This window comes from Occallatibacter sp. (assembly GCF_036502485.1).
Classification (GTDB): Bacteria; Acidobacteriota; Terriglobia; order Terriglobales; family Acidobacteriaceae; genus Telmatobacter.
The window spans coordinates 81,080-94,067 of sequence record NZ_DASXYM010000016.1; the positions used below are offsets into that span (position 1 = coordinate 81,080).

Annotated in this window: 12 protein-coding genes; 9 read left to right on the forward strand and 3 right to left on the reverse strand. The window is 63.1% G+C overall.

Features of this window, described 5'->3' with window-relative positions; genetic code table 11:
* Positions 1-35: 35 nt before the first annotated feature.
* The 3 genes from dnaJ to hrcA form a co-directional block, all read right to left on the reverse strand.
* A complete protein-coding gene (gene dnaJ / locus VGL22_RS02950; protein WP_465265384.1) occupies positions 36-1,163 on the reverse strand; it encodes a molecular chaperone DnaJ in 1,128 nt (375 codons plus the stop codon).
* Positions 1,164-1,170: 7 nt separating this feature from the next.
* The gene (gene grpE / locus VGL22_RS02955) at positions 1,171-1,788 is read right to left on the reverse strand and encodes a nucleotide exchange factor GrpE (RefSeq protein ID WP_465265385.1); all 618 of its coding nucleotides are present in this window, start codon (positions 1,786-1,788) and stop codon (positions 1,171-1,173) included.
* A 328-nt stretch (positions 1,789-2,116) separates the two neighbouring features.
* The gene (gene hrcA / locus VGL22_RS02960; protein ID WP_465265386.1) at positions 2,117-3,205 is read right to left on the reverse strand and encodes a heat-inducible transcriptional repressor HrcA; all 1,089 of its coding nucleotides are present in this window, start codon (positions 3,203-3,205) and stop codon (positions 2,117-2,119) included.
* A gap of 325 nt (positions 3,206-3,530) precedes the next feature.
* On the opposite strand from hrcA, the gene VGL22_RS02965 reads away from it, so the two are divergent.
* The 9 genes from VGL22_RS02965 to VGL22_RS03005 all read left to right on the forward strand — a co-directional run.
* Complete coding sequence (locus tag VGL22_RS02965) at positions 3,531-5,666, forward strand: prolyl oligopeptidase family serine peptidase (RefSeq protein WP_465265387.1); 2,136 nt, start codon at positions 3,531-3,533, stop codon at positions 5,664-5,666.
* A gap of 176 nt (positions 5,667-5,842) precedes the next feature.
* Positions 5,843-6,454, forward strand: coding sequence for a hypothetical protein (locus tag VGL22_RS02970; protein WP_465265388.1), 612 nt, complete (start codon positions 5,843-5,845; stop codon positions 6,452-6,454).
* A gap of 251 nt (positions 6,455-6,705) precedes the next feature.
* A complete protein-coding gene (locus tag VGL22_RS02975; RefSeq protein WP_465265389.1) occupies positions 6,706-8,826 on the forward strand; it encodes an alpha-amylase family glycosyl hydrolase in 2,121 nt (706 codons plus the stop codon).
* Between the two features lie 122 nt (positions 8,827-8,948).
* Positions 8,949-9,497, forward strand: a complete 549-nt coding sequence (locus VGL22_RS02980; protein WP_465265390.1) for an inorganic diphosphatase — start codon at positions 8,949-8,951, stop codon at positions 9,495-9,497.
* A gap of 5 nt (positions 9,498-9,502) precedes the next feature.
* Complete coding sequence (locus VGL22_RS02985) at positions 9,503-9,847, forward strand: DUF3147 family protein (protein ID WP_465265391.1); 345 nt, start codon at positions 9,503-9,505, stop codon at positions 9,845-9,847.
* Positions 9,847-10,311, forward strand: a complete 465-nt coding sequence (locus tag VGL22_RS02990; RefSeq protein WP_465265392.1) for a DUF3147 family protein — start codon at positions 9,847-9,849, stop codon at positions 10,309-10,311. Before VGL22_RS02985 ends, VGL22_RS02990 begins: the two co-directional genes overlap by 1 nt.
* 224 nt (positions 10,312-10,535) lie before the next feature.
* Positions 10,536-11,459, forward strand: a complete 924-nt coding sequence (locus tag VGL22_RS02995) for a DUF1684 domain-containing protein (RefSeq protein ID WP_465265393.1) — start codon at positions 10,536-10,538, stop codon at positions 11,457-11,459.
* 488 nt (positions 11,460-11,947) lie between these two features.
* Positions 11,948-12,556: a hypothetical protein gene (locus VGL22_RS03000; protein WP_465265394.1), complete on the forward strand. Its 609-nt coding sequence runs from the start codon at positions 11,948-11,950 to the stop codon at positions 12,554-12,556.
* Between the two features lie 152 nt (positions 12,557-12,708).
* On the forward strand, positions 12,709-12,988 hold a 280-nt coding region (locus tag VGL22_RS03005), incomplete at its 3' end, for an ATP-binding cassette domain-containing protein (protein ID WP_465265396.1).

Consider the following 12,988-nt stretch of genomic DNA (forward strand, 5'->3'; position numbering starts at 1 on the left):
CAGGGCCACCTGTTCACCTGATCACCAGTTCACCACTAATTAAACAGATCTTTCATCTTCTCCAGCAAACTCGGCGACGTCGGCTTGTTCTCCACGCTCAGCATCTCCGACAATTTGTTCACCACTTCCCGCTGCTGCCGCGACAACTTCCGTGGCACCTGCACCACGACCTTCACCACCAGGTCGCCCTGCCCTTTGCTGTTCAGCACCGGCACACCCCGTCCCCGCACGCGAATCTCCTTGCCGCTCTGCGTGCCCTCTGGAACCTTCAGCGCCACCGGCCCGTCGACACCCTGGATCTCGATATCCGCGCCCAGCGCCGCCTGTGGAAAGCTGATCGGCACCACGCACCGCAGATCGTGCCCGTCGCGCTCGAAAAAGTCATGCGGCTGCACCGCCAGCACAACATACAAATCGCCGCGCGGCCCATTCGATCGCCCCGCGTCGCCTTCGCCCGCATACCGGATACGCGTGCCGTCTTCCACACCCGGCGGAACCTTCACGTTCAGCTTCAGTTCCTTGCTCACGCGCGTCTCGCCGCGACACGTCTGGCACGGATCGCTGATCGTCGTCCCGGTCCCGCCGCATGAAGAACACGTGCGCGCCACGCTGAAAAATCCCTGCTGATAGCGAATCTGGCCGCGTCCCTGGCAGTGGCTGCAGATGCTCGGACCGCGCCCTGAAGCGCTCCCGCGCCCATTGCACGTCCCGCACGGCTCCAGCCGCCGGATCTTTACCTCCGTCTCCGTCCCGAAGATCGAGCCCTCAAACTCGATCGACAGGTCGAAACGAAGATCGTCGCCACGCTGCTGCCGCGATCCCCTGCCGCCCGCGCCGCCGCCCATATTGAACATCTCGCCGAACAAGTCGCCGAAGATGTCCCCAATGTCCACGCCGCCCGCGAAGCCGCCGCCAAACGGGCCGCCTGCTCCCGCTGCGCCCACGCCCGCATGACCAAATCGGTCATACGCCGCGCGCTTGTCGCCATCGCACAGAACCTGGTAAGCCTCGCTCGCTTCCTTGAATTTCTCCTCGGATGCATGATCACCCGGATTGCGGTCAGGGTGATACTTGAGCGCCAGCTTCCGATAGGCACTCTTCAATTCCTGGTCGCTGGCGTTGCGGTTGACCCCCAGCACCTCATAGTAGTCCGCTTTGCTCACAGTCACTTTATTCTACCGTCTGTTTTGGATTCGAAACGACGCGCACCATCGCCGGGCGCAGCAGCTTCTCGCGCATCTTGTATCCGCGGCGAATCTCTTCCGCCACATGCTGATCCGGCAAATCGTCCCGCTCCACCGAGCCCAGCGCCTCATGATGATGTGGATTAAACTCCTCGCCTACCGCCGGTACCGGCGTCACATTCATCTGCCGCAGAACCTCTTCCATCTGCTTCACTATCAGTTCCACGCCCGATCGCAACTGCTCCGCCGAACCCTTCGCCCTCAACGCCAGCTCAAAATTATCCAGCACCGGCAGAAACTGCTCCACCACATTCGCCGCCGCATAATCGCGATACTCGGCCTTCTCGCGCTCCGTCCTCTTGCGAGCGTTCTCAAACTCCGCCTGCATCCGCGCCAGCCGATCCACAAGCTGATCGCGCTCGGCCTTCAACTGTTCATACTGCGCGCGCGCCACAGTCTCCTCGGCAGCCGGCGCCTCCTCCACAAGCTGGGGCCCCGCGCCATCTTCCGGGGCGGCAGCCTCCGCTCCGCCCGGCACCGTTCCCGTTTCCGACTGCACCGCGTCGTCACTCCCGCCCACGTCCTTCGTTTCTACTTCCTTCATGTCCGTTTCCTGATTTGGCATACGTCTCCGAAATCTCCGCAACATAAGTCGCCTATTTCAATTCTAGTTTTCCCGCCGTAGTCATTGGATGTGCGACCGACATAATGGTCGCCCTGAAAGGGACGAGTTCACTGGTCGAAAGACCCGGCAGGAGATGGCTTTGTAAACAGGGCATGACTTCAGTCATGCCGAATGCGCCGCATAGAACGTGTGGGCTTTTCCCCCTGCTGCTCCCATATCCGTGCCACAAAGTTCGCTAAGCCGTTCCCCAGCACCCGTTCACTGCTCCGCTCCCACCTTGCTTCACCCAACGAACCCATCCTCTACATCATCTTCCCTCGGCCGGAACGTCCAGGATCCGCTCCGAAAGCTGCGCAATATACCGCACCGCCTGGATCATCTCCTGGTACTGGATCCGCGTAGGCGCAATCACCGCCACCGTACCCAGATTCGCATGGCCCAGATTCGCCGGCGACCCAATCAGCACCAGATCCTGCATCGCCGGCGACGCCTGCTCCAGCCCCACCACCACGCGAACCTCCTGCCGTTTACCATCCACATACGCCGTCAGCAGCTCCACCAGCCGCTGCTTCGCTTCCAGCGCTACCAGCATCTGCCGCAGCCGCTCGCGGTCCACCTCGGCGCCGATAAGGTTCGCCATCCCATCCACATAGAGCGTCGCGCCCGACTCGCCCGCCAGCGCCCCCTTGCGGCACAGCTCCTCAATCGAGGTCAGCAACTGCTGATACGCCTCGCGCTCAATCTCCACCCGGTGCGTCACCTCGTTGCGAATCCGCTCAATCGGCCACCCGCGGAAATTCTCGTTCAGATAGCGCGCCGCCGTTTCCAGTTCCAGGTGCGACAGATCGCGATCCAGCCCCAGCACCCGGTCCTGCACCACGCCCGACTGCGTCACCAGCACCGCCAGCACCCGGTTCCCGCCCAGCCGCGAAAAATGAATGTGCTCCAGAATCTGCGAGCCCGTCGAACTCGCCAGCGCCACCCCCAGCCCGCTCGACAACAGCGCCAGCACCTGCGACGTGCGCTGCAGATACTCGTTCGTGCTCGTCACCCCGCTGAAACTGTCCTCGATCTGCTCCCTGCGCTGCTCGCTCAAGGGATGCGCCGCTGGCGGCGCGCCCAGCACAATCCGCGCCGGCTGCATAAGCTGTTCCACATAGAACCGGAACGCCGCCGCCGTGGGCACGCGCCCCGCCGACGTGTGGGGCTGCTCCAGCAACCCCGAATCCGCCAGTTGAGCCATCACATTCCGGATCGTCGCCGAGCTCAGCCCATCGCGGTTCGCAAACGTCTGCGCAACCGCCTGCGATGCCACCGGCTCGCCGGTCGCTATGTACAACTCGATAATCGCCGTCAGCACCATCCGCTCCCGCGGGCTGATGCGCATCTCCGCCATACTTTTCTGGCTCCTCGTGGAGCGGGTCCTCCCCTTGGCCACCGCCGCCGCCGGCGTTCGCACGCTCAAAACACGGCGTCAGAGACGAAGAGCCCCGCTTAAAGTGTAAAGATCATTAAATTTGAGTGTCAACCGTTAGAAATTACCGCGCCGCTCAACTCCAATCAACTCAAGACGTAAACCGCTCCCCGCCGCGTCCGGCAAACCGCCCTCTACGCGCTTCCACCGCGCCCCGTCCGGTCCGCTCAAAACCCACCGCCATCCGATTGCCTCGCGCTTCCCCCCAGGGGTCCGTATGGCACAATGGCCCTTTCCGGAGGTCAAGGTGCAGAAACCATTCCCCGCGCGTCGGCGCTCGACGCCCCTGTTGTTTCTCTCCGTAATCCTGGCGATCTCAACCCCCTTCGCCTCCGCCCAGCGCTTCACCATCCAGCAGGCCCTCAGCGCCCCCTTCTGCTCTGAACTGCACGCCGCCCCCTCCGGCGCCCGCGTCACCTGGGTGGCCGATATTGCCGGCCGCCGCAATCTCTGGGTCGCCGCCCCCGCCACCCAAAACTCCGCGAAGCAGGTCACCCCCTACACCGAAGACGATGGCCAGGAGATCAGCTCTGTCCAGTTCACCCCCGACGGCGCCTCCCTCGTCTACGTGCGCGGCGGCGACACCGAAGGCCTCAACCCCGCCGTCCCCAACCCCGCCGACTTCCTCCAGGGTGCCAAAGAACAAATCGCCCTCGTCAGCATCAACGGCGGCGACCCGCGCCTCCTCGCCGAAGGACACGAACCCGCCGTCTCTCCCGACGGGAAAACCCTCGCCTACGTCGCCAAGGGGCAAATCTGGTCCGTTCGCCTCGACGACCCCCAGGCCAAGCCCGAGCAACTCATGAACATCCGCGGCTCCCATCACGGCCTCCGCTGGTCCCCCGACGGCGCCCGCCTTGCCTTCGTCAGCGGCCGCGGCGACCACAGCTTCGTCGTTTCCTACTCCGTCAACGACAAGGCCTGGACCTACATGGATCCCTCCACCGATGGCGATGACGCCCCCGTCTGGTCGCCCGATTCCAAACAGATCGCCTTCCTGCGCGTTCCCGCGGAAAAAGAAGCCCTCATGTTCATGGCCCACCGCGAGGCGCTCCCCTGGTCCATCCACATCGCCGACGCCGCCACCGGCAAGTCCCGCGCAATCTGGAAAGCCGCCGAAGGCATCGGCAGCGCTTACCGCGAAACCCCCTCCGCCAATCAACTGCACTGGACCGCCGGCAGTGAAATCATCTTCCCCTGGGAGCGCGACGGCTGGCTGCACTTCTATGCCGTGCCCATCACCGGCGGAACCGCGCGCCTGCTCACCCCCGGCGCTTTCGAAGTCGAGCACGTCTCCCTCAGCTACAACCGCAAAACCCTCGTCTTCGACTCCAACCAGAACGACATCGACCGCCGCCACGGGTGGCGCATCTCCGTCGCATCGCAAGCCGGATCGCCTGAGGCCCTCACCCGCGGCGAAGGAATTGAAACCCAACCCGAAGTCACGAGCGACGGCGCCGTAGTCGTCCTGCGCTCCGATGCCCATACACCCATCCACCCCGCCCTCGTGCGCGGCAACGACCTTGCGGATCTCGCCCCCTCCGCCATACCCGCCGATTACCCCGGCCAGCACTTCGTCACCCCGAGACAGGTGATCTTCTCCGCCGCTGACGGCATGCAGATCCACGGCCAGCTCTTTCTTCCGCCCGATCTCAAACCCGGCGAGCGCCGCCCCGCCGCGGTCTTCTTCCACGGTGGAAGCCAGCGCCAGATGCTCCTCGGCTTCCATTACATGGACTACTACTCCAACGCCTACGCCATGAACCAGTACCTGGCCTCCAAAGGCTACGTGGTCCTCGCCGCCAACTACCGCAGCGGCATCGGCTATGGCATGCAGTTCCGCGAAGCCCTCAACTACGGCGCCGACGGCGCCAGCGAATTCAATGACGTCATGGGCGCAGGCGTCTATCTCCGCTCCCTCCCGCAAGTCGATGGCTCCCGCATCGCCAGCTGGGGCGGCAGCTATGGCGGATACCTCACCGCCCTCGCCCTCGCCCGCGCCTCTGACCTCTTCGCCGCCGGAGTCGACTTTCATGGCGTCCACGACTGGAACCTCGAAATGCCCACCTTCGTCCCTTCCTACGACGCGCGCGAGCACGAGCAGATCGCCCGCAAGGCCTTCGAGTCCTCCCCCATGTCCAGCATCGAAACCTGGCGCTCTCCCGTCCTCCTCATTCACGGCGACGACGACCGCAACGTACCGTTCGCCGAAACCGTGCAACTCGTCGAGGCCCTGCGCAAACACAAAGTCGAATTCGAGCAGCTCATCTTCCCCGATGAAATTCACGGCTTCCTCCTCCACCGCAGCTGGATCAAGGCCTACACCGCCGCCGCCGACTTCCTGGATCGCAGGCTGACACCCGCTAACTCGCCACCCCGCTGACTCGCCAACTCGCTGCCCGCAATGTGAGACAAACCCCACGCCGCCCGCACTCCTGTGTCGTAACGCACCGCGCCCCAACCAAACCATTCCTAGACTGAACCCAGGTAGCCGAAATGAAATCCTGGGTCAGGCATTGCTCGAGTCCTCTGGGCGTCCTCTTACTCTGCGCATCCACGTTGTTCGCAGAAACTCCCCACTCCAGCCCCGTCAAAAACATCTACGTTGTTCGCTTCGGCGAGCAGCTACAATCCCCGCACATCGTGACCTATCGCGTGGTGGAATGGGCGCAGAAACGCGGCCGCTGGATCCTCCCCGACCTCGGCTACAAAGACAATGGCTACGCGCAGGATCAGATCTGGTTCGTCGCCGGCGGCGCGCAGATCCTGCATCGCGATCGCTTCGACTGGACGCAGGAGTTCTACTTCACTCAGGAGGCCGGACCGGAATCCCACAACAAACGCTCCCTCTGGATCTGGCCCGTCCTCGACGGCCGCTACCCCCATCACCTCTCCTCGCAAGCCGTGATGTTTCCCACCATTCCCCTCGACTCCGCGCAACGCTGGGGCCTCGATGTCGACCGCGCCCGCGTCGAGTGGAACGCCAAACCCCGCTGGCTAACCGGCGTGGGCTACAGCGGCGGCATCTGCAAGCAACGCACCTGGCAGAACCGCCCCTTCGTGAGCCTCAAGCGCAAAACCCAGATGGGCGACTTCGACCTCTGGGCGCAGCGCGTCCCCGGCGGCGCGCAGTTACAAGTGCGCTGGCTGCTCGTGCGCGACGAACACTGATATCGTCCGCGACCAACGCTGATTATCTTCCGCGACCAACGCTAAGACTCGCCGCCCGCCGCCGCCATAGACCTTCGTAACCCCTCCCGCTTCTTGACACGCCCTCCAAAACGGCGCACCATTCCACCCGGCTGAACTACGGCGCTCCCCTGTTCGCTCAATCGCACGCGCCCCGCAGCCAGACCCGCTCACTGCATTCCGGATCCCCGACAAACTCACCACACACTTCAGCTCACTGAAGGAGAAAACCCATGCAGCGCATCCCTCGCGCCCTTCCTGCCGCCTTGGCCGCGCCTCTCCTCGCTGGCATCTGTGCCCACGCGCAGGACTTCAAGAAACAAGTGATCTACCAGGTAGTCACCGACCGCTTCTACGACGGCGACACCACCAATGACAACCCGGCGGAAAGTCCCGGCCTCTTTGACTCCTCGCACACCAACTGGCAGGCCTACTGGGGCGGCGACCTCGCTGGAATCCAGCAGAAACTCGCTTACATCAAGGGCATGGGCGCCACCGCCATCTGGGTCTCCCCCGTCGTCAACAATGAAAACCTCAACTGCTCTTCCTCGGGCGTCTCCGCACCCTACCACAGCTACTGGAACCGCGATTTCATGCAGATCGAAGAGCACTTCGGCGATAACTCCAATTCCTTCTCAACCTTTGACAGCCTGGTAACTGCCCTGCACTCCAACAACATGAAGATCATCATCGACCAGGCCAATAATCACTCCAGCCCCGATAACTGCGGCGAGATCGGCTCCCTCTACAACAACGGAGTGTTCATGGCCGCCGCCAACAACGATCCCAACGGCATCTTCCATCACAACCAGAACATCTCTGACTGGAACGATCGCTACCAGCTCCAGTACTGGAACCTCAGCGACCTCGCCGACCTCAACCAGGAGAACGCCACCGTCGACGCCTACCTGAAAAACGCCGCCCTTCAGCTACAAAACCACCACATCGACGCCTTCCGTCTCGACGCCATCAAACACGTCACCTGGGGATGGGAATACTCCTTCGCCAATGCCGTCTCCACTAACGCCCCCGCCTTCCTCTACGGCGAATGGATGGAGAGCAACACCAGCGACCCGCTCTACGCCGACTCCTATAAGTTCTCCAACAAAAGCGGCATCAATCTTCTCGACTTCCCGCTCAACACCGCCCTCCGCGACGTATTCGCGAACAACGCCAACTGGAGCGAAGTAGACTCGACCATCAACACCGAGAACGCCAACTTCACCTATCCCAACGATCTCGTGACCTTCTTCGATTCCCATGACCAGTCGCGCCTGCTCTCCATCAACAACAACCAGAAACGCCTGCATGAAGCCATGGCCTTCATCCTAACCGGCCGCGGCATCCCCATCCTCCTCTATGGAGACGAGCAGTATCTCTTCAACAATTCCAACGGAGGCAATGACCCCTACAATCGCGTCTGGATGTCGGCTTACAACACCGGCACCACTGCCTATAAGGTCATCGCCAAACTCGCTGCTCTGCGCGCCTCCAACGACGCCATCGCCTACGGCACATGGAAGCAGCGCTGGATCAACAACGACGTCTATATCTACGAGCGCCAGTTCTTCAATGACGTAGTTTTGGTCGCCATCAACAAGAACGACACCACCCCCTATAACATCACCGGCCTCAACACTTCCCTCCCCGCCGGCACTTACTCTGACTATCTCGGCCTGCAAAGCGGCAACAGCCTCACAGTAACTACCGGCAGCGGCGGCAATAATCCCGCGGCTAACTACACCATCGCGCCCGCCAGCATCAGCGTTTGGCAATACCAGGCCAACGCCACCGCCCCCCAGGTTGGCTCCATCGGGCCGCACGTTGGCCAGCCCGGCATCACCGTCACCCTCGCCGGCGACGGCTTCGGCACATCCACAGGCACTGTCCTCTACGGCGCCACCGCGGCCACTATCAAGTCCTGGTCCAACACCTCCGTCACGTTTACAGTTCCATCCGTCGCCGCTGCCACTTACAACGTGCAGCTCAAAACCAGCGCCGGAACCGCCGCCAACACCGCCGCCTTCACAGTCCTCGCCGCCAGGCTCATCCCGGTCACCTTCACCGTCAACAACGCCACCCCCACCAACACCGGCGACTATATCTTCGTAACCGGCAATACCATCGAGTTAGGTAACTGGGGCACTACCTTCCAGACCGCCATCGGACCCATGCTCGCTCCCGGCTACCCCAACTGGTTCCTCAACGTCGCATTACCCGCGGGCAAGACCGTGCAGTTCAAGTTCATTGACATCCAGTCCAACGGCAATGTCGTGTGGGAGAACGGATCGAATCACTCCTACACTGTCCCCTCCACCGGCGCCGGATCCATCAGCGTGAGCTGGCAATACTGACCCCGCCGCGGCGCCCGTGCTTCCCCTCGCTAACCCTTCGCTTACCCAGCCTCAAAGCAACCTGAACCCCCCTCCCACCGCTCTATGTACTGGTGAATGTCCGGTCAACAGGAGGTTACAAATTGCCAAAGAACGGCGTTAAGGGCATGGCGAATCCCATCCGGCTCACCCCTATCGATGAAGAGGATGGCCTTCTGCAGGTCATCGTGGAGACGCCCAAAGGCAGCCGCAACAAGTTCTCTTACGACCCCGAGCAGAAAATCTTCATGCTCAAGAAGGTCCTGCCCGCAGGGATGGTCTTCCCCCACGACTTCGGCTTCCTCCCGCAAACCCGGGCCGAAGACGGCGACCCCATTGACGTGCTCCTCCTCATGGACGAACCAGCCTTCCCGGGCGTCGTCGTCCGCGCCCGCCTCATTGGCGTCATTGAGGGCGAGCAGATCGAAGGCAAAAAGACAAACCGCAACGACCGCCTCCTCGCCGTGGCCGAAGCCAACCACCTCTACGCCGACATCGAAAAACAAACCGACCTGCCCGACAAATGGATCAAGGAGCTCGAGGAGTTCTTCGTCAACTACCACAAACTCGAAGGCAAGGAATACAAGCTCCTCGGCTGCAAAGACACCGCCCACGCCAAACGCCTGATCAAACAGGCTCAGCGCGCCGCCTGACCGCCATGACTGAATACATCCTCAGATTCCTCATCGGCGGCGCTGTCCTCTCCTTCTTCGCTGTGCTCGCGGAGATGGTCCGGCCCAAAAGTTTCGCCGGCCTCTTCTCCGCTGCCCCTTCCATCGCCCTCGCCACCATCGGCATCACCATCGCCCGGCACGGCATTCCTTACGCAGCCCTCGAATCCCGCTCCATGATCCTCGGCGCCATCGGCTTCTTCTGCTACGCCGGCGCCTGCAGCTGGGTCCTCATGCATAAAAAAACTCGAGCCATAGTCGCCACCGTCGCCCTCATGCCCATCTGGGCCGGCGTCTCCTTTGGCCTGCTCTACCTGGTGGCCCATCCGTGATGGTTCAAGTCAAATTCGAATCGATCAAAGGCATCAAGCCCCATGAGTGGATCATCCGCTTCCTCTTCGGCGGAGCCGTCTGCGTCCTTGCCGGCCTCATGTCCAAAGGTTTCGGCCCGGAGATCGGCGGCCTCTTCCTCGCCTTTCCCGCCATCTTCCCCGCCAGCGCAAGCCTCGTCGAGTCTCACGAAAAGCAGCACAAAGCCAAAGCCGGCATCGACGGAACCCAGCGCGGCCACACCGTCGCCGGCATCGATGCCGCCGGCGCCTCCATCGGCTGCATCGGCCTCGCCGGCTTCGCCCTCCTCTGCTGGCTCTGCCTCCCGCGCCTCGCCCCCCTCGCTGTCTTCGCCCTCGCCACCCTCGCGTGGCTCATCCTCTCCGTCGCTTTCTGGTGGCTGCGCAAAACCCGCCTCCTCCGCACGCGCCGCCCCACCGCCCAGCACGCCTTCCGCCCCTCCTGACCCCCACCCCCTCACGAATTTGCCATCCCGCAGCACCCCCCTAAACGCGGCGAAGCCGCAGTTGGCCGCACCGCAGGTGCCGGCGAAGCCGCAGTTGGCCGCACCGCAGGTGCCGGCGAAGCCGCAGTGGGCCGCACCGCAGGTGCCGGCGTCTTTGTCTTTGCCGCCAGGGCGGGTGTACGCGAACCCCAGTTCCCCCCGCAGATCTGCGCTACCCTGACCCTATGCGCAAGCTCTCCGCCATCCTCCTGCTCTACGCCCTCATACTCCCCGCGCATTCCCAGGCCCCGCCCGCTCCCTCCAACGCCGAAACCAACTGGCGCCACCAGCTCGAATCCTGGCGCTCCCAGCGCGAAAAGGAGCTCTCAGCCCCCGACGGCTGGCTCAGCCTCATCGCGCTCGACTGGCTCAAATCCGGCGTCAACACCGTCGGCTCCGCCTCCGACAACTCCGTGCACATCGCCAACGCCCCCGAGCACCTCGGCCTCTTCACCGTCTCTGGCAAAACCGTCCAGTTGCTCGCACCCCACGCCGGCTTTCCCGCCGCGCTCACTCTGGATGGCGCCCCTGCCCGCGAAGGCCCCCTCAGCGCCGACGACCAGCACCCCTCCACCCTCGTCTGGCAAACCGTCACCATGGTCGTCCTCCCCCGCGGCGACCGCTACGCCCTCCGCATCAAAGACGCCAATGCCGCCACCCGCACCGCCTTCCGCGGACTCCACTGGTACGCCCCCGACCTCCACTACACCGTCGAAGCGAAATGGATCCCCTCCAACCCGCCCCGCCACCTCAAAATCCCCACCGTCATAGGAACCACCCTCGACCTTCCCTCGCCCGGGATCGCCGAATTCACCCTCGACGGCAAAACCCTCCGCCTCCAACCCGTCCTCGAATCCCCCAACGACACCACCCTCTTCTTGATCCTTCGCGACGCCACCAGCCAGATCAACACCTACCAGGCCGGCCGCTTCCTCCGCACCAACTTCCCCGACCACGGCCTCACCCAGCCGGGCACCCTTGTCCTCGACTTCAACCAGCTCTATAACCCGCCCTGCGCCTACACCCCCTACGCCACCTGCCCCCTCCCCCCCGACCAGAACCGCCTCCCCATCGCCCTCTCAGCCGGCGAACAGCGCTACACCCCCTGAATACCCGCAAGATCTAAGCGATCATTCCCAGAGATCATCCGGAGAGATCTTGTCATTCGGAGAGATCTTGTCATCCGGAGAGATCTTGTCATTCGGAGCAGAGCGAAGAACCCGCTTTTACACTCTCCGGATGACTCATGACTCCGGGTGCCACAATCCTGTCCCGGCGCCAAACGCAGTTGGCCCCACCACAGGCGTCTGTGGAAAACCTGTCAAGCCCCCACCCCCTCTAAAACCGCCCTAACTGCCTTCAGAATCAACGCCAAATAAATGTGGAAAACGTGTCAAAGTAACCACGCATTCTGCCATACTGGTTTTAGATCAGAAAAACCACGGCCCGCCGGCCCAAAACCGGCGGGCCTTTTCGTTGCCCCTCGACCGGACGCGGGTGACCCCCCTGGCTCTGCTTTGGCGGGATGGAACTCAACTCCGGCACGAACCCTCCTGCACCGCCAACGCCCGCCAACCCGCTAAGAAAGGAACCCTCCATGTCTACCCCCACCCCCGAATCCGCCGTCCAACGCTGCCTTGACGCTTACCTGAAGGCCTGCGCCCACGACGACGCCCGCAACGACTACAGCCCCGAATCTCTCCGGCGCACTCGCCGCGTCTGGCGCGAAGCCATGCCCTTCCTCACCCCCGACCCCGACGCCATCGACGCCTTCATCGCCTGTGTCACCCACGGCATGATCCTTGAAGTCTTCACCCCCGCCGAAACCTCCAAACTCCTCTACGCCGCCCAGACCGCCATCGGCTCCCGCCGCGCCCGCACCGAAGCCCTCCGCGCCCAATCCAAATCCCAGCAACCCACCCCCACCCCCTCCCCCTCGGCTGAAATCCCTGCCCCTTTGCCCCTCTGCACCTCTGTCCCTGCTCCACCCCCCACCCCCCTCCCTCCGCTGAGAATGGAGGCGGCGAAGCCGCAGTTGGCCCCACCGCAGGTGGCGCAGGTGGCGCAGGTGGTGGCGGCGCCTCGAAAGCCCTCCACAACTCCTCCGCTCATGAATCAAAAAGAGATAGACCGCCTTGTTGAGCAGCTCTACAGCGGCATTCTCCCCGGAAAATCCTGCAATGCACCACCCCCCTCCCTCCTCTGAGAATGGAGGCGGCGAAGCCGCAGTTGGCCCCACCGCAGGTGGCGCGGTTGGCCCCACTGCAGGTGGCGCAGGTGGTCTGCCAGCCGAAGCAGCACCCCTCCACCAACCTTGCCACCTGGCGAGAGTCACGCCACCCTGCCATACCAAACCCGATCCCTGCGCAACGGAGGCCATTTACAATCAATTCCGTGCAGGCTCCAGCGTCTTCGCCCATCATCCAGGTTGAAAACCTGACCAAGGTCTACCGCTCCGGACGCATTGAAGTCCCCGCCGTCCGCGGTGTCTCCTTCGCCGTAGACCGCGGCGAATTTGTGGCCATCGTGGGCCCCTCAGGCTCCGGCAAGTCCACTCTCTTCTATCTCCTCGGCGGGCTCACCCAGGCCACCGCCGGCCGCGTGGTCATTGACGGCGTCGACTTCGCCACCCTCAACG

Excerpts from the sequence above, each read along its gene's own strand:
- grpE (WP_465265385.1), bottom strand. The coding sequence starts at position 1,788 with ATGAAGGAAGTAGAAACGAAGGACGTGGGCGGGAGTGACGACGCGGTG.
- hrcA (WP_465265386.1), bottom strand. The coding sequence starts at position 3,205 with ATGGCGGAGATGCGCATCAGCCCGCGGGAGCGGATGGTGCTGACGGCG.
- VGL22_RS02975 (WP_465265389.1), top strand. The coding sequence starts at position 6,706 with ATGCAGCGCATCCCTCGCGCCCTTCCTGCCGCCTTGGCCGCGCCTCTC.
- VGL22_RS02985 (WP_465265391.1), top strand. The coding sequence starts at position 9,503 with ATGACTGAATACATCCTCAGATTCCTCATCGGCGGCGCTGTCCTCTCC.
- VGL22_RS02990 (WP_465265392.1), top strand. The coding sequence starts at position 9,847 with ATGGTTCAAGTCAAATTCGAATCGATCAAAGGCATCAAGCCCCATGAG.
- VGL22_RS02995 (WP_465265393.1), top strand. The coding sequence starts at position 10,536 with ATGCGCAAGCTCTCCGCCATCCTCCTGCTCTACGCCCTCATACTCCCC.
- VGL22_RS03000 (WP_465265394.1), top strand. The coding sequence starts at position 11,948 with ATGTCTACCCCCACCCCCGAATCCGCCGTCCAACGCTGCCTTGACGCT.